Below are 22476 nucleotides of genomic sequence, written 5' to 3' on the forward strand. Positions count from 1 at the left end.
TGGTCAGGCCAGGCGCCGCACGCCTTGGTGCACCACGCTGGCAGGCCGGCGCAGCGGCGTCACATTGCTGGCCGGCGGCACGGCGATGCGCTCGACCTGGGCATGCAGGCGGAACACGCCCACCAGTTCCGTCAGGGTCTGCGCCTGGTCCTGCAGCGATTCGGCGGCAGCGGCCGCCTCTTCCACGAGAGCCGCGTTTTGCTGCGTCACCTGGTCCATCTGCAGCACGGCCTGGTTGACTTGCTCGATGCCGGCGCTTTGCTCGGCGCTGGCGGCCGTGATTTCCTGCATGATGTCGGCCACCTGGCGCACGCTGGTGACCACTTCGTCCATGGTCTTGCCCGCGTCATGCACGAGCCTGGAGCCGATTTCCACCTGCTCGACGGAGTCGCCGATCAGGGTCTTGATTTCCTTGGCCGCTTGGCTTGACCTCTGCGCCAGGTTGCGCACCTCGGCCGCCACGACGGCGAAACCGCGCCCTTCCTCACCCGCCCGGGCCGCTTCCACTGCCGCGTTCAAGGCCAGGATATTCGTCTGGAAGGCGATGCCGTCGATGACGCTGATGATGTCGACGATCTTGCGCGAGGAGGCATTGATCGATTCCATGGTCTGCACCACCTGCCCCACTACCGCGCCGCCCTTGCCCGCCACTTCCGAGGCGGCGCCGGCCAGCACATTGGCCTGGCGCGCGTTATCCGCGTTCTGGCGCACGGCCGAGGTCAGTTCTTCCATGGACGATGCCGTTTCTTCCAGCGAACTGGCCTGCTCTTCCGTGCGGGAAGACAGGTCCAGGTTGCCCTGGGCAATTTCGCCGGACGCCGTATTGATGGTGTCCGTTCCCGAGCGCACCTGGCTGACGATGCCCACCAGCTTGTCGCGCATGGTTTTCATCGCGAACAGCAGGCTGGCGCTGTCGTGGCTGGCCGTGCGGATATCCACCGTCAGGTCGCCCTCGGCGATGGCGCCGGCGATCTGCACGGCGTACGCCGGTTCGCCGCCCAGCTGGCGCGTCAAGCCGCGCGTGATCAAGGCGCCCAGTGCCAGCCCCGCCGCCACGCTGCCGAGCACCAGCGCGATCATGAAAGTGCGGCTGGCCTGGTACACGCCGGAGGCCTGTTCGGCTGCCGCCTTGGCCCGTTCTTCTTTCTGCAGGGATAATTTATCCAGCACGCCGTCCAGCTCGTCGGCATGCTGGCGCGTCTTGGTCAGCAGCGCCGTCAGCTGCGCGCTGCGCTGCGCCAGCGGTTCGGCCGCCGCCAGCACCAGCGACTGCTGCAAGGTACTCACGTATTCCGCTTCGACGGTGGCAAAGCGGGCAAACAGTTCCTTGGCCGCCGGCGTGACGAACAGCGGCTGGGCCTTGGCCAGGTTGCTCTTGTTCTGTTCCAGGTATTTGGCGATGTCGGCCTGGCGCCCCGCGCGCTCCTCGTTGCTGGTGGCCAGCAGGAAATTGCTGCGTGCGCGGCCCACCTTGATCAGGGCGATATTCGCTTCCTTGATGTACGACAGGCCCAGCAGTTCATTGTTGTACATCTGCCCCGCCATGGTGTCGATCTTGCCCATGTTGAAGATGCCGATGCCGGCCACGATGGCGCCCATCAGGGCCACGCAAAAGAAGGCCGCGAGCAGGCGCGTGCCCACTTTCATTTGATTCAACATGTTTCCTCCCAAGCCAGGTGGTGGCTGATAAACACAGCGTATGCCTTGAATATAGGGAAAAAACAGTTAAAAAAATGCTCGAATTGTCACTAACCAACAATTCCTTGATGTAAAGCAACATGCGCAAGGGCTTGCCATGCTAGGCAAGCCCTTGAAGAAAACGATCAATGCCCGCTATGACCTGCCGGCTTGCGCACCGTCATCTCGACGCCACCCTGGGCCGCCGGCTTGCCCGCGCCCTGGCCGCGCACCGGTTCCGGCAAGGCGCCCGTCCATTCATAGGCCACGCTGCCGGCAGGGTGCTTGTACCAGCCCGGGTCGCGGTAGTCGCCCGGTTTCTGGTCCTTGCGCACTTTCACCGTGGTAAACATGCCGCCCATGCCGATGGCGCCGAAGGGGCCGTCGCCGGCCATCATCGGCAAGGTATTGTCGGGGATAGGCATCTGCATTTCGCCCATGTCGGCCATGCCCCGTTCGCCCATCACCATGTAGCCGGGCACCAGCTGGTTGATCTTTGCCGCCACGCCCTGGTGGTCGACGCCGATCATGGTCGGCACGTCATGCCCCATGGCATTCATCGTGTGGTGCGACTTGTGGCAATGGAAGGCCCAGTCGCCCAGGTCCGTGGCCGTGAATTCCACGGCACGCATCTGGCCCACGGCCACGTCCGTGGTGACTTCGGGCCAGCGCGACTCGGGGCGCGTCCAGCCGCCATCCGTGCCTGTCACCTCGAATTCATGGCCGTGCATGTGGATCGGGTGGTTTGTCATGGTCAGATTGCCCACGCGCACGCGTACCTTGTCGCCCTGGCGCACGACCATCGGGTCGATGCCGGGAAAGACGCGGCTGTTGAAGGTGAACAGATTGAAATCCGTCATGGTCATGATCTTCGGCGTGTAGCTGCCGGGGTCGATGTCGTAATTGCTCAGCAGGAAGACGAAATCGCGGTCCACCTTCATGAAATTCGGGTCTTTCGGGTGCGTCACCCAGAAACCCATCATGCCCATCGCCATCTGCGTCATTTCATCCGCATGCGGGTGGTACATGAAGGTGCCGGGCCGCTTGGCCACAAACTCGTAGACAAAGGTTTTACCGGGGGCGATGCCGGGCTGGGTCAGGCCCGTGACGCCATCCATGCCGTTCGGCAAGCGCTGGCCATGCCAGTGCACGCTGGTGTGTTCCGGCAATTTGTTGGTGACAAAAATGCGCACGCGGTCGCCCTCCACCACTTCGATGGTCGGGCCTGGCGACTGGCCGTTGTAGCCCCACAGATTGGCTTGCATGCCGGGCGCCAGTTCGCGCACGACGGGCTCGGCCACCAGATGGAATTCCTTGACATTGTTGTTCATGCGCCAGGGCAAGGACCAGCCATTCAGGGTGACGACGGGGTTGTACGGGCGCCCGTTCGGCGGGGGCGGCGGCGCTTTCGTCTCCGCGCCGGCCATGCTGACAGCTTCCGGCAGCGACGCCGCACCCACGCGGCTGACGGCGGCCGCACTCAGGGCGACGGCGCCCGCGTTCATGAAAAAGTTTCTACGTGTGATCATCATTATTCCTTTGCCGCAGTGGCCGCACCTGGGCCGCTGCCATTGATGGCCGATTGCAATTCGGTTTGGGCGATCCAGAAATCGCGCTGGGTCTCGATGGCGCCATTCACGCTGGCCACCTGCTCGCGCGCGTCGGCCAGCAGCTCGAAGACGCTGGCCAGCATGCCGTTGTAGCGCAGCAGCACTTCATGCGAGATCGTCTTGCGCAGCGGCACGACTTCATCGCGGTAGTGGCGCGCCAGGTCATACGCCGTGCGATAGCTGGAATACGCCTCGCGCACTTCCGAGCGGGCTTTGACGGCCGTGCCCGCCGTACGCTGCAGCGACTGCTCATACAGCGCTTGCGCCTTCGCATTGCGCGCCGAACCCCAGTCGAACAGGGGCAGCTCCAGCGACACCTCATAGCCGTTCTCGCGCGGTGCCTCGCTGCTGCTCTTGTTGGTGTAGCCCACGTCGAGCACGTTGACGAGCCCCGTCACCTTGGACAGACCCAGCGCATCGGCCGTCGCATGCGCGTCAAGTTTCGCTGTTTGCACGTCGAGGCGCTGCTCCATCGCCTGCGCCTCGATATTGCCTGCCTCCACGGCCTGGGCCGGCAAGTCGGGCAGGCGCTGCGGCAAGGTAAACGCCGTCTGCCGGCCCCACAGGCCCAGCAGCCGCGTCAGGTGTTCGCGCGTGGCGGTGGCCTGGTGGCGGGCGCGCGCCAGGTCGCTCACGGCATCGGCGTAAAACACTTGCTGGCGCGCCTGGTCGAGGCGGCTCCAGTTGCCCGCCTGCTGCAAGCGCGTGGCCAGTTTGGCGCCCGCCTCGGCCGATACGAGCGCCCGCTGCATGAACTGTTCCGTCTGCACGGCGGCGACGGCGTTGAAATACGCGCGGCGCGTGTCGGCCGCCAGTTGCACGGCGCTGCCGGCCGCCTGCAGTTTGGCTTGCTCGAAACGGCCGCGCTCGATGTTCAGGCGCATGGGCATGGTCAGCAAGCCGGCCAGGTCGAAACTCACGCCGCGGTCGATTTCATTGCCGTGGCTGCCGTGCGAGCGGCCAAACGACAGGCCCGGATTACGCAAGCGCCCCGCCTGCACCAGGTCCGCTTCGGAAGCGCCCAGTTCGGCCAGCGCCACTTTCAGGCCGTGGTTGTTCATCAGGGCGATGCGCACGGCGCTGTCGGCATCCAGGGGCTGGGCCAGCAGCTGCGCCAGCTTGTCATCCGTATCTTTGGCGGCCAGCGCGTCGGGCGCGCCCGTGCGGGCGTCCGCCAGCGCGGACACGGCCTGCATGCCGCCATCCTGGCTGAAGCTGGCGCAGCCGCTCAGCAGCAGGACGGCCGCCAGCGCCAGCGGCGTCAAGCACGTTGATTTGTTGAAACGGCCCATCTCAGTGTCCTTCATGGTGGTGTTGCGGGGCGGGCTGGCCGGACGGCTTGGCGTCGGGCTGGGGCATGGCGTGCTGCGTCGGCATCTTGTCCATCGGCATGGCGTGCGCGTCCCTCTTTTGACCTTCCATCTTGTGGCCATCCATCTCGTGGCCTTCCATCTTGTGACCGGGCATCGTGTGGCCATCCATCTTCATCATGCCCATGTGGCCGCCGGCGTCGCCGACTTTCTGGTTCAGCGCGCGCCAGGTCTGGTCGGGCGTGGCGTCGTCCTCGGCGGCGGGACGGTAGCCATCGAAGGCGGAACGGTACTGGGTGGCGGGCACGGGCGCTTGCGCCTCTTGCGGGGCGGCAACGGATTGGGCAGAGGCCGGCGCAGCGGCGGCCAGCGCAACACCGGCAGCCAGCGCGAGGCTGAATATTTGCTTCATGGTCTTCCTTGAATGACAGGTATGGCGCGGCGGGCGCGCGGTGGAACGCTGGCATGCAGCAGCGGGCGTGGACGCACGGCTGCAGCACCGCCGGGTTCACGGGCGGTCAGGCGGAGTGCGTGCTTCTGGGGGGACGTTCAGGGCCGGACGGAATGTGTCCGGCAAACAGGGAGTCGGGCGCCAGCGCCGGTGGCGGCGCGCGCAGGGTCAGGGCGTGCAAGGCGGGCATGCCGGGCGGTGCCGTGGCGCCCACGGTACACGCGCCATGGTTGCTGCAATCGTGGCCGTGATGGCTGGCGCCACCATCGTCCATGGCCATGTTCATCGGCATCGGCTGCTCATGCGCCAGCATGTCGGCCATGTCATGGCACATTGGCGCTGGTACCTGTGCATGCACGGCCGTCACCGCCACCGCAAGCTCATCCACGCAGCAGCTGCGCATGGCCGACGCAAAGCCCTGCAAGGCCAGCGTCAGGGCCAGCAGGCACAGCAGCGAGCGGGCAAGAGAGCGGAAAAAGGCACGGTTCATGGCACAACTATAAACCTTCCCACATGAGGAAGGTCAAGTCCCTATTTGCGCCGGCAGCCGTGCGTCAGCCAGATGACGTAGACACCGTAGTAGCCCTGCCCTTCGAATATGACCTGGCCATCGGCGAAAGAGACAGTCTCCACTTGATTGACGATGAAGTACGCGCGGTTGTCCGCCGCCTCCACGTCGCCCCAGTAGCGTGGAACCTGGCTCCGGTAGCCGCTGGCGCGCCCGATCGCGTCCATCAAGTCGCTGATCATGAAGTCGACCAGCATGCCGGCCAGCAGCGGCCGGTGGCCCGCCAGCATGGCCGTGATGTCGGGATAGCCGGCCTGCATCAGCTCGGGCAAGTCGCTTTCCTCGTCCTGCAGGTCGTCTTCGCGGCAATCCTGCACGAAACTGTTGAACGGTTCGTCGAGCAGGCACGCCAGCGCCGCTTCCGGCACGCTCAGGCGAAACGGGTGCAGCGGCAGCACGCTGTGCTGACCATAGTTGAGTCCGCGGCAGCCGAGGAAGGCCAGCGGGTGCAACTGGCCAGCGACCTCGCAGCGGATGCCAAGTTCTTGCTCAAACGTCATTAATTTCCAACCTTGCCATGTCCATGGTTCCCGTTATGCTTCTCAAGGCCACATGGTAAGCGCTGGCGGGCAAACCGGACAGATTCAGATGCAACAGAAAACAGCGGGTCAGTTTATGCCGCACGGCACGCCTGTCAGGCCGGCTCCGTGATGCCCACGCAATTGCGGCCATTTTCCTTGGCCACATACAGGGCCGCATCGGCCGCCAGCAGCACGGCCTCCGCACCGCCAGCCTTGCCGGCATCTTGCTCCGACGACACCACGCCCAGCGAGACCGTGACGGCGCCCGCGCCGGGAATCACGGCGGCCGCCACCTTGGCGCGCAGGCGCTCGGCCACCTGCAGGGCCACGTCCAGGTCGGCATCGGGCAAGAGCATGATGAATTCATCGCCGCCGTTGCGGCACAGCACGTCGGCATCGCGCGAGCAGGCGCGCATCAGCTGGGCCAGGCGCAGGATGACATCATCGCCCACGGCGTGGCCCCACTGGTCGTTGACTTGCTTGAAATGGTCAATATCGATGGCGATGACGGAGAACGGCCGTGCGTGCGCCTGCCAGGCATCAAGCGCCGCCGCCATGCCGCGCCGGTTCGACAGGCCCGTCAGCGGGTCCGTCTGCACGTCGGTCTTCAGCTTGCCGATCTTGTTCTGCAGCAGCGCCAGGCCTTTCAGCAGGGCTTTCTTGATCTGCGCCGCTTCCACATACCAGGAGCGGATGGCGGCGATGTGCTCGGCCGTGCCGGGCGCATCCATGCGCCGCGCGCCCTCGGCCAGCTGCACCAGGGGCCGCGAAATCAGGTTCGCCAGCCACCAGATGAATGGCAAGCTCAGCAGGGCGATCGGCAGTGACTGCCAGACCGTATTGGCCATCAGCTGGTTCAGCGGCGCCAGGGTCATGGCCGTCGGGCGCTGCGCCACGATGCCCCAGCCCGTCGATGGCATGACGGCATAGCCGGCCAGCATGTCCACGCCCAGGCTGTTGTCCATGCGCCGGTTGCCGCCGCCCTGCCGCGCGATGATGGCATCGATGACTTCATTGCTGCCGGCCAGGTTGCCCAGGCGCGCCGGATCGGGGTGGTACAGCAGGCGCCGCTTCTGGTCCACCACATACAGGTAGGAACCGTCGCGGTAGTAATGCTGGCCCAGCATGGTGTACAGGATATTTTTCTGTTTCAGGTAGATGCTGCCCCCCACATAGCCGAGGTAGCGCCCATCCTTGCCGACGATGGGGTGCGAGATGAACACCACCAGGTTGCCTGCCGAGGAAATGTAGGGCTGCGTGACCAGGGGACGGCGTTCGCGCAGCGCCTGCGCGGCGCCGGCCGAATCGAGGTGGCGGTGCTTGAGGGCCAGGGTTTCCGGCGAGACGCCCAGCACCTTGCCCTGGGCATCGACGATCAGCACGGAATTAAAACTGTTGGTTTGCAGGCGCAGGCGCTGCGCCTCGTCCGTCAGCCAGGCGTCGTCGTCCATGCGCGACGGCAGGCTGCCTGCGCTATAGGCCAGCTGCTGGCGCGCCGACTGCAGAAAATCCTCGGCCGTGCTGGCCAGCTTGCTCGCGTACGCGTGGTTCGCTTCCAGCGTGGTATCGATCAGCAGCTGGCGCTGCACGCGGTAGCTGGCATAAAAAGTGTTCGCCAACGACACCAGGGCGCTGGCGAAGGCCACGAGCACGATCAAACGGCGCAAGTTCATGCGCAGAACAGGTTTAGTCCACATGGCGTCAGCAGAGAATGGAAAGTATTGCGCTAAAGAAAGGGCGCATTATACCGAGTAAAACGTGCCAAAATGGAAATTCTGACAGCCAGGCAAGAGGATTGTGTACAGGCGGCAACGGCATGCGTTGCCGCCTTGATATGCATCAAGGGTGACGCTTCAGGCTACCTGCATCAGGCGTGGATGGCATGCTTGCGCACCCAGTCGACATAGCGCTGCATCCAGCCCTGGAAGAAGCCCAGGCTGGCGGGGCCGATGTTGCCGTGCTCGTCAAACAGGCCATCCTTGGCCTGGATAAACATCTCCGGCTGGCCCAGCAGCGGCACGTCGAGGTAGGCCAGCACATTGCGCAAATGCTGCTGCGCCAGCGCCGTCCCGGTGGCGCCCACGGACACGCCCAGCACGGCGCCAGGCTTGCCGCCCCACACGCTCTGGCCGTACGGGCGCGAACCATGGTCAAGCGCATTTTTCAGCACGCCGGGAATCGAGCGGTTGTATTCGGGGGTGAGGAAAAGCAAGGCTTGCGAGGCGGAAATGTCCGACTTCAGGCGCAGCACCTGCTCTGCCTGCGCGCCATCGTCGTCCTGGTTATACAGGGGCAAATCGCCAATTTCAATATGCTTGAAGGAAAATTCGGGTGGCGCCAGCTTGACAAGCGCGTCGGCCAGTTTGCGGTTGAAGGAATCCTTGCGCAGGCTGCCGACGATGATTGCAACGTTATATTGACTCATATAAATCCCCGATATGGTGAAAAAATAGCCCTGGAGTGAAGCTCACTACAGGGCTATCTTGCCATACGCATCAGATTTACGCTTCTAGCGTGCGCCGGCCAGGCCCTGGTATTCGCGGTAATAGCGCCCGCCCAGGTTCGTCAACACCTCGTAGCCGATGGTGTTGGCCATGGCCGCCACGGCGTCGACCGGGTGTTCGGCACAGATCAGGTCGACCAGGCTGCCCGGCGCCACGCGTTCGCCGGCGATGGCGCTGACGTCCAGGGTGATGGAATCCATGGAAATGGCGCCGATCTGCGGCACCTTGACGCCATCGACGATGGCCAGGCCCTGGTTGCTCATGCTGCGCAGCCAGCCATCAGCGTAGCCGACGGAAACAGTGGCCACCTGGCGCGGTTCGCTGGCCGTGTAGCGGCGGCTGTAGCCCACGTGGTCGCCGGCGGCAATCGTGCGCGTCTGCAAGATCTTGCCCTGCAGGCGCACCACGGGACGCAGCGGATTTGGCGCGTCGGCGTGCGGCGCGATGCCGTACAGGGCCGCGCCCGGGCGCACCAGATCGAAGTGATAATCGGGCGACAAAAAGATGCCCGATGAATTGGCCAGGCTGGCGCGGTATTGCGGCAAACGGGCACGGATGGCCGTGAAGCGGGCCAGCTGCTCGCCATTCATCGGGTTGTGGCGTTCGTCGGCGCAGGCCAGGTGGCTCATGATGTAGCGCACCAAGATACCGTCAAGGAAATGTTCGTCGGCCAGCCAGCCATCGATTTCCCGCGGCGACAAGCCCATGCGCGACATGCCCGTGTCCACCTGCACGATGGCGTCCAGGGTCGTGCCCAGCGCCTGCGCATGCTTGCGCCAGCCCGCCACCTGCGGCTCGCTGTTGAGCACGGGTGTCAGGCCATGCGACGTGAATTCGCCTTCCGTATCGACGGGCGGACCATGCAATACGAAGATGGCCGCGTCGGGCGCCACGTGCGGACGCAGGCTGATGCCCTCTTCCAGGTGGGCGACGAAGAAATGGCGGCAGCCTTCTTCATACAGGGCCGCGCCCACTTGCGCGGCGCCCAGGCCATACGCGTCGGACTTCACGACGGCCGAACAGGCGGCCGGATGCGCCTTGTCGCGCAGCAAGCGGTAGTTGGCGCGCACGGCATCGAGATCCACCGTCAGGATGGCGCCGCTACGCTCTTTCGGAGGCATGCTGGCCGCCATCTCAGGCCACCGCGTGTTGCAGTTTGGTATTGCCCTGCGCGCCGCTGTAGCGGCTGACGGACAGGTCGTCGGCCAGGATGGCCGGCTTTTTCGACGACATCAGGTCTGCCAGCAATTGCGCCGAACCGCAGGACATGGTCCAGCCCAGCGTGCCGTGGCCCGTGTTCAGGAACAGGTTGCGCAGCGGCGTGCGGCCGACGATGGGCGTGCCGTCCGGCGTCATCGGGCGCAAGCCCGTCCAGAAGGTTGCTTCGGCCGTGTTGCCGCCGCCGGGGAACAGGTCGTTGACGACCATTTCCAGGGTTTCGCGGCGGCGCGGATTCAGGGCCAGGTTGTAGCCGGCGATTTCCGCCATGCCGCCCACGCGGATACGGTCGTCGAAACGCGTCACGGCGATTTTATACGTTTCATCGAGGATGGTCGACACGGGCGCCTTGGCCGCGTTGACGATGGGCACGGTGATCGAATAGCCCTTCAATGGATACACGGGAATGTCCAGCAAGGGCTTGATGAAGCCCGTCGAGTAGGAACCCAGTGCCACCACATAGGAATCGGCCTTGACGATTTCCGCGCCGCACTGCACGCCGGCGATCTCGTCGCCCTGCGTCAGCAGCGCATCAATGGACACGCCATAGCGGAACTTCACGCCCAGCGCCACGGCCATTTCCGACAGGCGCGTGGTAAACAGCTGGCAGTCGCCCGTTTCATCGTTCGGCAGGCGCAAACCGCCAAACAGCTTGTCCTTGACGGCTTCGAGGGCCGGTTCCGCGCGCGACAGCTCGTCGCGCTGCAGCACTTCAAACGGCACGCCCGCATCCTTCAGCACTTCGATGTCTTTCGACGCGTCGTGGTACTGTTTTTCGGTACGGAACAATTGCATCGTGCCTTGCTGGCGGCCTTCGTAGCTGATGCCCGCCTCGGCGCGCAAGACCTTGAAGCAGTCGCGGCTGTATTCGGCCAGGCGTACCATGCGTTCCTTGTTGACGGCGTAGGCTTCCGGTGTGCAATTACGCAACATCTGCCACATCCATTTGAGCTGGGCGGCGCTGCCGTCGAGCGAGATGGCCAGCGGCGCGTGGCGCTGCATCATCCACTTCACGGCCTTCAAGGGAATGCCGGGGGCGGCCCACGGCGAAGCGTAGCCGGGCGAGATCTGCCCTGCATTGGCGAAGCTGGTTTCCAGTGCCGGGCCGGGCTGGCGGTCGATGACGGTCACTTCATGTCCTGCCTTGGCCAGATAGTAAGCACTGGTGACGCCGATGACGCCGCTACCCAGAATCACAATACGCATAGTTTCCTCAATTATATTTATGGCTAGTGCCAGATTAACCGCTATCATATTGGGAAAGAGCCAGTATTTGTTCACGTATAAATCGAGATATTCAGCAATAAATCATGAGAATCCTTAAAGAATCGGCACGTGGCCTCGACAAGCTGGACCGCCACATCCTGCGCATCCTGCAACAGGACGGCCGCATCTCGATGAAAGACCTCGGTGAACAGGTAGGCTTGTCCATCACGCCCTGCATCGAGCGGGTCAAGCGCATGGAGCGCGACGGCGTCATCACCGGCTACCACGCCAAGGTCAACCCGGCCGCGCTGGGCGCCAAGCTGCTGGTCTTTGTCGAGATTACCTTGAATCAAAAATCCGCATCCGCCTTCGAGCAGTTCCGCCGCGAAGTGCTGCAGATTCCCGAGGTGCAGGAATGCCACCTGGTGTCGGGCGACTTCGATTACCTGATCAAGGCGCGCATCCACGAAATGGCCGAGTACCGCAAATTGCTGGGCGACATGCTGCTGCAGCTGCCCGGCGCCGCGCAATCGAAAAGCTATGTGGTAATGGAAGAAATCAAGGAAACGCTGGCGCTCTCGACCGAGGTGCTGCAGAAGCGCTGAACGTACCGTCTGCCAGTACCGATGGCATCGCATTTTGCGACTTTGTATAATCTGGTAGCACATTGCCTGCTTCGCAAGCACACTCCAGTCCTGACATCACGCCCGTCCCCTCTGAGATTGGAAGCAGTGATGCACACTGGGAGTCCGTATGAACACATTCATGAAACTGGCATTTTCCTGCCTTGCGGGCCTGGCTGTTGCCATGTGCACCGCCAGTGAATACAAAGTCAACCGCGCGCCGGACAATGGCGCCATCTATCAGAACATTACCGTCGGCAAGACCACCCGCCTCGACCTCGATGCGGCCCTGGGCAACGCCACCGTGGTCAGCTTCGATCCCGGCTATGAAGTCTGGGTCTACAAGAACCAGCTGCAAACGCCCAACGTGACGCGCCTGATCCCCCTGCTGGGCCAGAAAGGCACGCGCGAAGTGGCCGTCATGTTCGACCAGGCGGGCATCGTCAGGAAATTCCGCATACACGAGCCGAGAAAGTAGCTGCCCATCGGCGCAGGCCTGGGGCGGGCGGTGGTCCGCGCACGACAGCGCAAGCACGCTGCCAGCCAGGCTGGCTATACTGGTTGCGGCTCCGGCGTCCCGCCGTCCACCACCCCAGCAAGGAGTTTGCATGCGCCTGCCCCTGATCGCTCCGCAAGACCTGACACCAGAACAACAGCCGCTGTATGACGCCATGCGCCTGGGCATCAGCAGCAATTTCAACGATTTCATCGCCGTGCGCGACGACGGCGCCCTGATGGGTCCGTGGAATCCGTGGCTGCACGAACCGGCCATCGGCAAGGCCATCTGGGACCTGACCCTGGCCATGACGGCCAATGCCAGCTTGCCCGAGAAGGTGCGCCAGATCGCCATCCTGGTGGTGGGCGCGCGCTACAACGCGGCCTATGAAATCTATGCCCACATCGCCGTCGCGGAGCGCGAAGGCATGCCGGCCGAACGCCTGGCCACCTTGGTGGCCGGCGTCAAGCCGGTCGACCTGGACAAGCAGGAAAGCATCGCCTACGACCTGGCCTATGCGCTCAGCGGCGGCGGCACCTTGCCGGAGCCGCTGTACCGGCTGGCACTGGCGACCTTTGGCCAGCACGGCACCAACGAGCTGATCTATCTGGTGGGCCTGTATGCGCTGGTCTCGACCACGCTGAACGGTTTCAACGTGCCGGTGCCGGAGCGCGACTGAAGCGTCTCGCCCTTCCCCCGCCACGACAGGGCCAGCAGCGTCGCAAGCGCCCGGGTCGTCGCCGCGCCGGCCAGCAGCGTCCATGACAATCAGCCAGCCTGTGGCGCGGCGACGGCGCCAAGCCCGAGCTGGCGCGCGCCACTGCTCCTGGCAACCGCCTTGAGCGCCCCGCCCTTCCCATCATGCACATCGTCGCCGATCCTGAACGTGCCAACCAGCGCCGCCATCTGTATGGCCTGGTCCTTCAGCTGATCGGCGGCCGCCGCCGTTTGCTCCACCATCGCCGCATTCTCCTGCGTCATGCGGTCGAGCTGGCTCACCACCACATTGACCTGGCCGATGCCATCGCTCTGCTCGCTGGCAGAAGCGCTGATTTCGCCGATGATGGCCACCACATGGCCGACGCTATCGACGATTTCATCCATTGTCACGCCTGCGTCCTGCACCAGACGGCTGCCAGACGCCACGCTGGCCACGGAGGCGTCAATCAAGACCTTGATTTCCTTGGCTGCCACCGCACTGCGCTGCGCCAGGTTGCGCACTTCGCTGGCGACCACGGCAAACCCCCGTCCTTCCTCACCCGCGCGGGCCGCCTCGACCGCAGCATTCAAGGCCAGGATATTAGTCTGGAAGGCAATGCCGTCGATGGTACCGAGAATATCGGCAATGCGTTGCGAGCCAGCATTGATCGCAGTCATGGTCTGCACCACCCGGGCGACCACGTCGGCACCACGGCTGGCCACTTGCGATGCGGACGTGGCCAGTTCCGCAGCCTTGCTGGCCGCGTGCGCAGTGTTGCTGACCGCGCCCGTCAATTCCTCCATTGACGCCGCCGTCTGCTGCAGGCTCGATGCCTGCTCCTCGGTACGCAAGCTCAGGCTGGTATTGGCCATGGCGATTTCCGCGGACCCCGTAGAGATCGTCTGCGATGCCTGCCGCACCTGCCCCACCATCGCCGCCAGGGCAGCCTGCATCGCCACCAGCGAATGCATGACGCTGCCGGCCGGTGCCACGGCATGGTCAACGGCCAGGCGCAAATCGCCGTCGGCGACCTTTTGCGCCGCGGCGCCCAGCAGTGCCGGCTCGCTGCCCAGCGAGCGGAACAAGGTGCGGGCGATCCACACGCCAGCGGCGCCGGCGGCAATAAATGCCAGCAGGCAAACGCCCACGAGTATGTTGCGCTGGCTGGCAAACGCCTGCTTGCCTGCCAGCAAGCGCACTTCGGCCCGGCTCTCGGCATAGCGCGCATATTCACCGGTAGTCTTTTCCAGGCGCATGAGCAGCGGCTGGCATTCGCGGTTCAGCTTGTCGATGGCGGCAGCCTGCTGGCCCGTTAAGGCCAGCTCGACAATGGACAGGGCCACCGGGCCATACTGGGCTTCCACCGCTTCCATTTCGCGTATCAGCCGGGTAGCTGTCTCTGTAATTTCCGTCGATTGCGCCGCACTGCGCTGCAATTGCCCCAACGACGCTTGCACCCGGGCATGAGCGTCGGCAACCCGATCTTTTTCCTGTGCGATATCTTGCGCATTCGTAAACAGCAGCAGATTGCGCGCGGAAATCGCCCGGTTGTCGACCGCCTCCTGCAATTTGGTGACCAGCACCGAGCGGGCATTCGTTTCGCTCAGGTAGGAATCAAAACGCGCATTCGCATCGAGCAGCGATGTGATGGAAAGCCCGGAAACGGCCAGCACCATCAGCGCCAGTCCGGCGAACGCCATGGCCAATTTACCCTTGATCGTACGGATGTTCATATCATTTTCCCTGTGTGGAGCGGCGGTTACCCGCCTGATTTCTGATGCATTTCCCTGCCTGCGCTGGCCTGCCCCTGGCCGGACGCGCCGCCATGAAAGACGACGCAATCCTTGCCGGACAATTTCGCTTCATACAGCGCCTCATCGGCGTGCCGGAAGCTGTCCGCCAGGACAGGCCCCTGTACACGCGCGATGCCGACGCTGATGGTCACGCCCCGCTGGACCACGGCCAAGCGCCGCACCGCCTCCAGCAGCTGTTCCGCCACGCGCGCCACGCAGGCCAGGTCGCCATCGATGAGCATGGCAAACTCCTCGCCGCCGATGCGCCCGTGCGGAAAAGTGCCCGCCGCCGCGGCAATAATCTGCCCCAGTTCGCGCAAGACGATATCGCCTGCCTCGTGTCCCAGTTCATCGTTGATCTTTTTAAAATCATCGACATCGGCCATCAGCAGATAACCGTGCGGGGGCTTGCCATCATTCATGACCGCATGCAGCGCATCGAGAAAACAGCGGCGGTTCGGTATGCCTGTCAGATAATCGCGGTAAGCCATATCTTCGAGGCGCGCCGTGGCGACATGATTCGAATAGCGCAATCGAAAAAAACAGCTGCTGAAAAGCAAACCGGTCACCACCGCCGCTGCCGCATACAAGAGCGACCAGTCGCCGCTGGCCAGCAGCGCCTGCTCGAAACCACCCAATCCCAGTAACAGCCACGCCACCAGGATCAGGATCAGATAGGTCAAGGGATCGCTGGCGATGGCGGAAATGGACAAGGTCATCAGTACACCCAGGGGGAAGACCCAGTAATCGCCGAGACCGCTGGCCGACAGCAGCATGCGAAAAGCGATGGATGAAAAAATGGTGGTCACCAGTCCGCCGACATTCAAATAACGCAAATTGCGCGCCATGCTGCTGATTGCAATTCCCAGCAAAACACCGGTGACACAGACAACAAATTCCATTCCCAGCGCATACAACAAGCTGCTGGCCATGGCATAAGTTGCCAGCACGCCAATCAAGGCCATGCATTGCAATGCAAGACTCGGCGACTTTAATTCCCGATGAAAATATCGTTGCTGCGAAGTATCATGTGCGCCGGCATGTACCACCCTGCCTATTTCCGCCATCTTCCTGTGCAATGCACGCATCCCAACTCCCCGCATGGTCATGATCGATAACAAAGCCATACTTCCCATTTAAGCAAGCATGTATTTAAGTAAATTAAATTTTATTAATATTTTCTTATTCACCATAGCCAGAAAATATTTCCACTTGGAAATTCAATTACTACACGGTACATTTGTCATCAATTAAGTGGTACTACACCTTGGTTCTATTGATAAAGGCACACGGAAGCCGTACGATCACACGCTGAGCTTTCAGCTAAATCGCTTCATGCATGGGAATAAATACAATGTTGCTTTTTAGGGAATGCAAGGAAAATACCTGCAATAAAAATTACCGCCTGCTTATTCGTTGCTTCATCTTTTATCTACTGATCGGCATATGCGCTTTGGCGGCGCATGGCCGGGTGCCGGAAGCGGCCTCGCTGGATGTCGCGCAAGCGGCGGACCTGGGCAGGCTGCGGCATTACCAGGTGCTGGAAGACAAAACATGCGAGCAACAATTCGATGAGACCAGGCACAGCGCCCACTGGACCACGGTGACGGGCCAGGCGTCCAATTTCGGCTTCACCGGCGCCTGCTGGTGGATCAGGTTCAATCTGGACAACTCAGGCCAGCAGGCGCTGCCAGTGACCATCGACCTGGGCACGCCCCTGCAGGACTACGTAGACTGGCATGTGCTGGACCGGACCGACGGGCGGCTACTGACAAGCGTCCGCAGCGGCGACAGGCGCGATTTCAATTTCCGCTATCAAAAATCGCTGACCTTGTCACTGCCCTTGACGATGGCGGCCGGGCAACGACTGGCCGTATATGCGAGGCTGGCCAGTTTTGACGGCTTTCAGGAACCCCTGAACCTTGCCGTGCAGACCAGCGATGCGTTTTCCCTGGAAAAGTCCAGGGAGCACCTGTTGACAGGCATGTATTTTGGCTGCCTACTGGCCTTCTGCATTTACAGCGTGTTTCTATTTATTTCAACCAAAGAGAAAATCCACATTATCTACGCAGTGTTTCTCATGCTGCTGATTATTAACACCTGCGTTTATTATGGCGTCAGCACGGAATTCATTCATCCAAAACAACCGGATTTCAATAATCCCCTGCTGCCATTCTCCTTTGCGCTATGCATGTTCTTCTTTTTTGTTTTCGCAAAAATATACCTAAAAATGTCGGAGCAGCCGCCCAACATTCTGATGGAAATTTATCACATCATTACCATCATACTGTTGCTCATCTCCCCGCTGGCATTCCTGCTTGGCCATGCGGCGGGCCATGCTGCCAATGCCGTGCTAGTGCTATTTAATATCGGCATCTTGCTGATACTCACCATACGCCTGTGCCTGGATAAAAATACGCATGCCATTTTCTTGCTGGTCGCCTTTTTGCCGCTCGGCACTTCGCTGTCATTAAAACTGCTCAGCCTGGATAATCTCTTCAGCTCCCAGCATTTGTTTGAACGTAATTTCTACCTGGCGGAAAGCACGATTTTTTCCGTGGTCGCCCTGAGTTTCTCCATCGCCCATGCCATGAAAACCATGCGGCGGGAGATGGAACTGGCCAGGTCGCGCGAACTGGAATCGACCATCGCGCTGCAGGACAACGAACTCAAGCTGCTGCACCTGTCGCGCGTCACCCTGGCCGGTGAATTGTGCGGCGCCATCGCCCACGAGTTAAGCCAGCCGCTCACGGCGATCCTCAGCAATGCCCAGGCGACCGAGTTCATGCTCAGGAACCGGCATTTGAATGAATCGGCGCAGCTGGCCATCACGCGCGACATCATCGACCAGGCGAAGCTGGCTGCCACGGTGATCACGAAAATCAGGCGCCTGCTGTACCCCGGCAAACGCGTGACCGGCAGCATCCCTGTCAATGATGTGCTGGCCAGTGCGCGCCAGTTTCTGCAGCATGACTTGCGCCTCAAAAACATCCGCCTGAGCGAATATGGCGACCATGCGCTCTCCATCAGTGGCGACCTGGTGCAGATTCAGCAAGTCATGATCAATTTGCTGTCGAATGCGATTGAAGCGGTCAAGGACCAGCCGGACGAACGCAAATGCGTCTACCTGTCGGTCCGCCGCTATCTGGGGAAATATGCGCTGTTTACCGTCAGCGATACGGGCGTCGGCTTGCCGCCCGAACATCACGAGAAAATATTCGATGCCTTCTACACCACCAAGGAGGGCGGCATGGGGCTGGGCCTGAACATCTGCAAGAAAATCATCGTGGCCCATTATGGCGAGATCTGGGCCCGCGCCTCTTACCCCTTCGGTTCCATCATTGAATTCACCATTCCCACCGATGAATAACGCCGCCACCGCCACGCCCTGCGTTTTCCTCGTCGATGACGACCCGTTCATTTTGCGGGCGCTGGAAAGAATCCTGTCGTGCGGCAGCTACCATGTCCAGGCATGTTCTTCGGCGGAAGATTTTCTCGCGAGCGCCGACTTGCAGCAAGCGGGCTGCATTGTGCTTGACCTGTCCATGCCCGCCATGTCCGGTTCCCTGTTGCAAGAACACCTGCTACGTTGCGAGTCGCTGCTGCCGGTCATTTTCCTGACTGGCGATGGCGACGTGGCCAGCAGCGTCAAGGCCATGAAACTGGGCGCGTTTGATTTTCTGACCAAACCCGTCGACGCCCTGCGCCTGCTCGACGCCGTGAAACTGGCGCTGGCGCTAAACCGCAGGCTGATCGCGGATCAGGCGCTGCTGCGCTCGATCGAATTGCGGCTGGGCAGCCTGACAAAGCGCGAACGCCAAGTCATGGAACTGGTGGTATCCGGCCGGCTGAACAAGCAGATCGCAGCCGAACTGGGCACTGTGGAGCATACGGTCAAATTGCACCGCGCCAGCGTCATGCGCAAGATGCACGCCGAGTCCTTCTCCGACCTGATGACCACCATCACGACGCTGCGCCTGCTGAACGCGCATGGCAGCGGACGCTGATCACGGGCAGACAGCTGCGGCCGGCTGCTCCACCCGATGCGCCAGCGCGCACGCCAGCACGCCCGCCAGCAGCAGCATCGCCGCCGCCGCTTCCACCGGCGTGGGCCAGCGCTGCTCCCAGACATAGCCATACAGCAAGGCAAACAGGAATTCGAAGACGATCATCTGCCCCACCATCGTCAGCGGCAGCAGGCGGCTGGCATGGTTCCACAAGCCGTTGCCGACCACGGAACACAGCAGCGCCACGCCCATGACGACACCCGTAAACCGCAGCCAGGCCGTGGCGCCATGCTGGCCGGTGGCCGCCATGGAGACAGGAATGGCCAGCAGCAGCGCCACGGCGCCCGTGACCACGCCCGTCAACAGATTCCATTCCTGCGCCGAGACCGCGCGCAGCTGCCCCAGCCAGCGGCGATTGCCGACCGCATACACCGTCCACGACAGCAACGCCGCCAGCGCGCACAGCAGCCCCAGCCAGGATGCATGGCCGGGAGCGGCCAGCGACTGCCAGCTGATGCAGGCCAGCCCGCCCGCGCTCAGCAACAGCGAAGGGATCAGTTTGCTCAGCGGCACGGCATGGCGCTCGCGGCTGCCGACCACGGTGACGACCAGCGGCAGCAGGCCGATCACCATCGACGTCATCGCCACCCCGCCCGTCTGCACGGCGCTGGCCAGCAGCACGTAATACACGATATTGCCTGTCAGGCTGAGCCAGACCAGTGCGCGCCACTCGCGCCAGGTCAATGTGCGCAGCAGACGCCGCCATGCCGGCGCGATCAGCGCGGCCGCGATCAGGCCGTACGCCAGGTAGCGTCCCACCGATAATTCCAGCGGCTGGAAGGCGGGAAGCAGTGCCGGCGCCAGGAACACCAGTCCCCACAGCGCGCCCGCGCCGATGCCGGCCATGATTCCCAGCCCGGTCTTGTTCTCTTGAATCATTTTCTATCTCCTGAAAAGGAGATTGTGGCGGGTCCGGCGCGCCGTTTCTTGGCGGAGTCTACTGCGTTTTTGACGGCGTCTCGCGAGATTGGCGCCGGTAGGCGGCCGGCGTGGCATCGATGCTGTCGCGCATGGCCCGCGTCAGCGCGCTCTGCTCGGAAAAGCCGGTGGCCAGCGCGATCTCGGCAATGCTGGCGTCGCTTGTCGCCAGCAAGTCGCAGGCGCGCGCGACGCGCTGCTGTTGCAGCCAGGCATGCGGACTGGTATCCATTTCCTCGCGGAACAGTGCATGCAAGCGGCTAATACTGAGGTTGGCGAAACGCGCCATCGATGCCGTCGACCACGGCAAGCCCGGCTCGGCCTGCACGCGAACCATCAGCGCAGCCAGCCGCGAGCGGGCCTGCGGCCCTGGCAGCAGCAGGGTATCGAGCAGCAGCGGCGTCCAGCCATGGATGACGGCCGGCGTCAGCGCCTGCTGCTGCGCCATCAGGCCCAGATATTCGATCAGCTTGCGGGCGCCTGGCCCGATCGCCGTGTAGGGCCCCTCCAGCAAGCGCTGCCAGCCGCCGCGCGCCACGGCCGCCGCCCCCACGTCGAGGATGATGGAGTGGTTGGCCACCTGGCTATGCTGCGCGTGCCAGGTGCTGGCGGCGATCACCACGCCCCGCTGCGCATCGATTTTCCCCTGCCTGCCGTCGATGTCCAGCTGCAACTGGCCGTACACGGGCAGCACCAGTTGCACGAAGTCATGCCGGTTCGGCGCGCCGATGTCCCGATAGCTGCGAAAGCTGAGGTCAATTGCTGGGTGTGCTGTGCTGGACATGGGGAATTCGCCTGGCGCGAAGAAGCCCGTATTTTAGCAGTTCAGCCATCGGCCATCGGCGCGGCGCCGCATGCCGCCATGCCTTGCCATGGGGAACGCCGGTGAGCGCGCACTTGTTTTACACTGGCATTTTTTTCACACCCGACCTCCATGCAACTCCCTGCAAACCTGGCCCACATTTCGTTGGAGCAAGACTGGCAATACAGCACCGCCTACCCGCCGCTCGGCTTCATTCCCTTTGCCGAAGGCGCACTGGGCAATGGCGACACCTTCGGCCTGTACTGGCCCATCGGCCGCGAGGCCAGCGAACCGATCGTGGTCGAAACGTGGCACGACGAATGGCGGCTGCAGCCGCATTTTTCCAGCCTGGCCGCCTTCCTGCAAGGCTATGCGGCAGCGGACGACGAGTATGTCGGCACGCCAACGCTGGCCGACGACCCCGCCTCGCCGCGCGGCGCCTGCCTGGCAGCGAAAGAATGGATTGCGCAGCAAAACCCGGCAGCCGCCATCGCGCTGCTGGAAGCGGCGCTGGCCATCTTGCCCGAATACACGGAAGCGCTGGTGCTGCTGCACGGCCAGTACGTGCGCGCGGGAAGAATGGATGACGCCGTCAGGGTAGCCATCCAGGCCATCATTTCCCCCCCATCGTTTGGCGGCCCGCCGTTGAAAGCCCTGCAATGGCTGCGCACGCAAACGTTGCCGGACACGGCGACTGATCCCATCTGGCGCGCCTGCGGGCAGCTGTCGTTCCACTTTGGCGGCAGCAAGGAAAACGCGGAGTATCGCGTGCTGCTGGCCGCCATCGACACCTATCTAGAGCAAAACAATGTGCGCTGCGCCTTGACCCTGATGCAAACCTATGCGGAACTGATGGGCGCGGAAACTGTCTCGTTCCAGGAACGCTACGGCTACGATGCGGCCACCTTCCTCGCGCGCCAGATCGCGGTCAGCGCGCAGCTGGCCGAAGGCGGCCGTGACCCGGCACGGCTAGCTTTCCCCGACCGGCCCTAGCTGCTGCCGGAACAGCTTGCGGTAGGCCGACGGCGAGGTCTGCAAGTGCGCGCGGAAATGCTGGCGCAGCGACAGGGCCGTGCCGAAGCCCGCCTCCTGCGCCACCACATCGATGGAGGCCGCGCTTTTTTCCAGCAGGCCCTGCGCATGCGCCAGGCGCTGGTTCAGCAGCCATTGCTTGAAGGACGTGCCCGTCGCCTGGCGGAAATGGCGGGTAAAGTTGCGCCGGCTCATGGCGGCCCGCTCGGCCAGCGCATCGATGCTGTGCGCCTGGCCCAGGCTGGCCGTCACGCCGGCCAGCACCTCGGCGAAGCGCCCTTCGCTGCCGGACACGGGCAGCGGCGCTCGATGAACTGCGCCTGTCCGCCCTGCCGGTGTGGCGCCACCAGCAAGCGCCGCGCCACCCGGTTGGCCACCTCGGCGCCGGCCAGCTGGCGCAGCAGGTGCAGACAGCAATCGAGGCCGGCGGCCACGCCAGCCGACGTCAGCACGCCGCCATCGTCCACGTACAGCACCTGGCGCGCGACCTTGACTTTCGGATAGCGTGCCGCCAGCTGATCGGCCATGCCCCAGTGCGTAGCCGCGCTCTTGCCGTCCAACAAGCCCGCCTGCGCCAGGGGAAACGCCCCCAGGCACAGGCCCACCATGCGCGCACCGCGCGCGCTGGCCGCTTGCAAGGCCGCGACCAGGGCTTCCGGCGCCGCGCTGCAATCGTCGCGCCAGGCCGGCATGATGACGATATCGGCGCCATGCAAGCCTTCGAGGCCGAACTCGGGCGTGATGTTGAAACCCGCAGGCGTGCGCAGCGGCAAGGCATCGGCCGCGCACACCCGCACGCTGAAGCGCGGCAAGCCAGGCTCGTCAAATTGTTCGCCGAACACCAGGCAAGGCACGGACAGATGAAATGGCGTCATTCCGTCGAAGGCGATCACGGCCACGGTCAGGGGGGCGCTAGGGGCAAGAAAGGTAGGCATGGCCCAATTTTATCGCAGATAGGCCTTCGGGCCACTTTTTGTTTG

Annotated in this window: 20 protein-coding genes and 1 pseudogene; 6 read left to right on the forward strand and 15 right to left on the reverse strand. The window is 63.0% G+C overall.

All coding sequences use genetic code 11. The features are described from left to right. Positions 1-3: 3 nt before the first annotated feature. From JaAD80_RS31820 to JaAD80_RS04940, 10 genes are all read right to left on the reverse strand, one after another. Positions 4-1659: a methyl-accepting chemotaxis protein gene (locus JaAD80_RS31820; protein WP_102293138.1), complete on the reverse strand. Its 1656-nt coding sequence runs from the start codon at positions 1657-1659 to the stop codon at positions 4-6. A gap of 164 nt (positions 1660-1823) precedes the next feature. Continuing rightward, positions 1824-3206: a multicopper oxidase family protein gene (locus JaAD80_RS04900; protein WP_102293139.1), complete on the reverse strand. Its 1383-nt coding sequence runs from the start codon at positions 3204-3206 to the stop codon at positions 1824-1826. Between the two features lie 2 nt (positions 3207-3208). Continuing rightward, a complete protein-coding gene (locus JaAD80_RS04905; RefSeq protein ID WP_258002810.1) occupies positions 3209-4579 on the reverse strand; it encodes a TolC family protein in 1371 nt (456 codons plus the stop codon). Between the two features lies 1 nt (position 4580). Beyond that, on the reverse strand, positions 4581-5009 hold the full coding sequence (locus tag JaAD80_RS04910; protein WP_102293141.1) for a hypothetical protein: 429 nt from the start codon (positions 5007-5009) through the stop codon (positions 4581-4583). Positions 5010-5115: 106 nt separating this feature from the next. Then, positions 5116-5538 carry a hypothetical protein gene (locus JaAD80_RS04915; protein WP_102293142.1) on the reverse strand — a complete coding sequence of 141 codons (423 nt, stop codon included), beginning with the start codon at positions 5536-5538 and terminating at the stop codon, positions 5116-5118. Positions 5539-5579: 41 nt separating this feature from the next. Next, entirely contained in the window at positions 5580-6116 is a 537-nt protein-coding gene (locus JaAD80_RS04920) for a hypothetical protein (protein WP_102293143.1), read from the reverse strand. Positions 6117-6250: 134 nt separating this feature from the next. Then, positions 6251-7810 carry a sensor domain-containing diguanylate cyclase gene (locus JaAD80_RS04925; RefSeq protein WP_258002811.1) on the reverse strand — a complete coding sequence of 520 codons (1560 nt, stop codon included), beginning with the start codon at positions 7808-7810 and terminating at the stop codon, positions 6251-6253. Positions 7811-8004: 194 nt separating this feature from the next. Next, the gene (locus JaAD80_RS04930; RefSeq protein WP_102293145.1) at positions 8005-8562 is read right to left on the reverse strand and encodes an NADPH-dependent FMN reductase; all 558 of its coding nucleotides are present in this window, start codon (positions 8560-8562) and stop codon (positions 8005-8007) included. Between the two features lie 84 nt (positions 8563-8646). Then, positions 8647-9762, reverse strand: coding sequence for an alanine racemase (gene alr / locus JaAD80_RS04935; RefSeq protein ID WP_258002812.1), 1116 nt, complete (start codon positions 9760-9762; stop codon positions 8647-8649). Positions 9763-9775: 13 nt separating this feature from the next. Further along, complete coding sequence (locus JaAD80_RS04940; RefSeq protein ID WP_102293147.1) at positions 9776-11065, reverse strand: D-amino acid dehydrogenase; 1290 nt, start codon at positions 11063-11065, stop codon at positions 9776-9778. Between the two features lie 104 nt (positions 11066-11169). Between JaAD80_RS04940 and JaAD80_RS04945 the strand changes: the two genes are divergently transcribed. The 3 genes from JaAD80_RS04945 (at position 11170) to JaAD80_RS04955 (ending at position 12863) form a co-directional block, all read left to right on the forward strand. Continuing rightward, a complete protein-coding gene (locus JaAD80_RS04945) occupies positions 11170-11670 on the forward strand; it encodes an Lrp/AsnC ligand binding domain-containing protein (RefSeq protein ID WP_102293148.1) in 501 nt (166 codons plus the stop codon). A gap of 148 nt (positions 11671-11818) precedes the next feature. Beyond that, positions 11819-12166, forward strand: a complete 348-nt coding sequence (locus tag JaAD80_RS04950) for a hypothetical protein (RefSeq protein ID WP_102293149.1) — start codon at positions 11819-11821, stop codon at positions 12164-12166. A gap of 130 nt (positions 12167-12296) precedes the next feature. Next, on the forward strand, positions 12297-12863 hold the full coding sequence (locus tag JaAD80_RS04955; RefSeq protein ID WP_102293150.1) for a carboxymuconolactone decarboxylase family protein: 567 nt from the start codon (positions 12297-12299) through the stop codon (positions 12861-12863). An 89-nt stretch (positions 12864-12952) separates the two neighbouring features. On the opposite strand, the gene JaAD80_RS04960 is transcribed toward JaAD80_RS04955, so the two are convergent. Next, positions 12953-14617, reverse strand: a complete 1665-nt coding sequence (locus JaAD80_RS04960; RefSeq protein WP_102293151.1) for a methyl-accepting chemotaxis protein — start codon at positions 14615-14617, stop codon at positions 12953-12955. Positions 14618-14643: 26 nt separating this feature from the next. Continuing rightward, a complete protein-coding gene (locus tag JaAD80_RS04965; protein ID WP_180979304.1) occupies positions 14644-15804 on the reverse strand; it encodes a GGDEF domain-containing protein in 1161 nt (386 codons plus the stop codon). Between the two features lie 326 nt (positions 15805-16130). Here JaAD80_RS04965 and JaAD80_RS04970 point away from each other — a divergent pair, with 326 nt between their 5' ends. Beyond that, a complete protein-coding gene (locus JaAD80_RS04970) occupies positions 16131-18047 on the forward strand; it encodes a sensor histidine kinase (protein ID WP_180979305.1) in 1917 nt (638 codons plus the stop codon). Then, positions 18040-18684, forward strand: coding sequence for a response regulator transcription factor (locus JaAD80_RS04975; RefSeq protein WP_102293154.1), 645 nt, complete (start codon positions 18040-18042; stop codon positions 18682-18684). Before JaAD80_RS04970 ends, JaAD80_RS04975 begins: the two co-directional genes overlap by 8 nt. Here JaAD80_RS04975 and JaAD80_RS04980 read toward each other — a convergent pair whose 3' ends face one another. Both JaAD80_RS04980 and JaAD80_RS04985 read right to left on the reverse strand, forming a co-directional pair. Then, positions 18685-19623, reverse strand: coding sequence for a DMT family transporter (locus tag JaAD80_RS04980; protein ID WP_102293155.1), 939 nt, complete (start codon positions 19621-19623; stop codon positions 18685-18687). It lies immediately after the preceding gene. 58 nt (positions 19624-19681) lie between these two features. Then, positions 19682-20446 carry an AraC family transcriptional regulator gene (locus JaAD80_RS04985; RefSeq protein ID WP_102293156.1) on the reverse strand — a complete coding sequence of 255 codons (765 nt, stop codon included), beginning with the start codon at positions 20444-20446 and terminating at the stop codon, positions 19682-19684. 150 nt (positions 20447-20596) lie between these two features. On the opposite strand from JaAD80_RS04985, the gene JaAD80_RS04990 reads away from it, so the two are divergent. Then, the gene (locus JaAD80_RS04990; RefSeq protein WP_146012257.1) at positions 20597-21457 is read left to right on the forward strand and encodes a tetratricopeptide repeat protein; all 861 of its coding nucleotides are present in this window, start codon (positions 20597-20599) and stop codon (positions 21455-21457) included. Here JaAD80_RS04990 and JaAD80_RS04995 read toward each other — a convergent pair. Next, positions 21434-22431: pseudogene (locus tag JaAD80_RS04995) on the reverse strand (GlxA family transcriptional regulator). The gene JaAD80_RS04990 and the pseudogene JaAD80_RS04995 overlap by 24 nt on opposite strands. Positions 22432-22476 lie beyond the last annotated feature (45 nt).

Origin of the sequence: Janthinobacterium sp. AD80 (genome assembly GCF_002878455.1) — a bacterium.
Lineage (GTDB): Bacteria > Pseudomonadota > Gammaproteobacteria > Burkholderiales > Burkholderiaceae_D > Janthinobacterium.

Bases quoted from the DNA above. Each gene is read 5' to 3' on its own strand.
- JaAD80_RS04940 (WP_102293147.1), bottom strand. From the start codon at position 11,065: ATGCGTATTGTGATTCTGGGTAGCGGCGTCATCGGCGTCACCAGTGCT.
- JaAD80_RS04990 (WP_146012257.1), top strand. From the start codon at position 20,597: ATGCAACTCCCTGCAAACCTGGCCCACATTTCGTTGGAGCAAGACTGG.
- JaAD80_RS04950 (WP_102293149.1), top strand. From the start codon at position 11,819: ATGAACACATTCATGAAACTGGCATTTTCCTGCCTTGCGGGCCTGGCT.
- JaAD80_RS04975 (WP_102293154.1), top strand. From the start codon at position 18,040: ATGAATAACGCCGCCACCGCCACGCCCTGCGTTTTCCTCGTCGATGAC.
- JaAD80_RS04945 (WP_102293148.1), top strand. From the start codon at position 11,170: ATGAGAATCCTTAAAGAATCGGCACGTGGCCTCGACAAGCTGGACCGC.
- JaAD80_RS31820 (WP_102293138.1), bottom strand. From the start codon at position 1,659: ATGTTGAATCAAATGAAAGTGGGCACGCGCCTGCTCGCGGCCTTCTTT.
- JaAD80_RS04920 (WP_102293143.1), bottom strand. From the start codon at position 6,116: ATGACGTTTGAGCAAGAACTTGGCATCCGCTGCGAGGTCGCTGGCCAG.
- JaAD80_RS04930 (WP_102293145.1), bottom strand. From the start codon at position 8,562: ATGAGTCAATATAACGTTGCAATCATCGTCGGCAGCCTGCGCAAGGAT.
- alr (WP_258002812.1), bottom strand. From the start codon at position 9,762: ATGCCTCCGAAAGAGCGTAGCGGCGCCATCCTGACGGTGGATCTCGAT.
- JaAD80_RS04925 (WP_258002811.1), bottom strand. From the start codon at position 7,810: ATGAACTTGCGCCGTTTGATCGTGCTCGTGGCCTTCGCCAGCGCCCTG.
- JaAD80_RS04985 (WP_102293156.1), bottom strand. From the start codon at position 20,446: ATGTCCAGCACAGCACACCCAGCAATTGACCTCAGCTTTCGCAGCTAT.
- JaAD80_RS04915 (WP_102293142.1), bottom strand. From the start codon at position 5,538: ATGAACCGTGCCTTTTTCCGCTCTCTTGCCCGCTCGCTGCTGTGCCTG.
- JaAD80_RS04980 (WP_102293155.1), bottom strand. From the start codon at position 19,623: ATGATTCAAGAGAACAAGACCGGGCTGGGAATCATGGCCGGCATCGGC.
- JaAD80_RS04905 (WP_258002810.1), bottom strand. From the start codon at position 4,579: ATGGGCCGTTTCAACAAATCAACGTGCTTGACGCCGCTGGCGCTGGCG.
- JaAD80_RS04965 (WP_180979304.1), bottom strand. From the start codon at position 15,804: ATGGCTTTGTTATCGATCATGACCATGCGGGGAGTTGGGATGCGTGCA.
- JaAD80_RS04955 (WP_102293150.1), top strand. From the start codon at position 12,297: ATGCGCCTGCCCCTGATCGCTCCGCAAGACCTGACACCAGAACAACAG.
- JaAD80_RS04900 (WP_102293139.1), bottom strand. From the start codon at position 3,206: ATGATCACACGTAGAAACTTTTTCATGAACGCGGGCGCCGTCGCCCTG.
- JaAD80_RS04960 (WP_102293151.1), bottom strand. From the start codon at position 14,617: ATGAACATCCGTACGATCAAGGGTAAATTGGCCATGGCGTTCGCCGGA.
- JaAD80_RS04910 (WP_102293141.1), bottom strand. From the start codon at position 5,009: ATGAAGCAAATATTCAGCCTCGCGCTGGCTGCCGGTGTTGCGCTGGCC.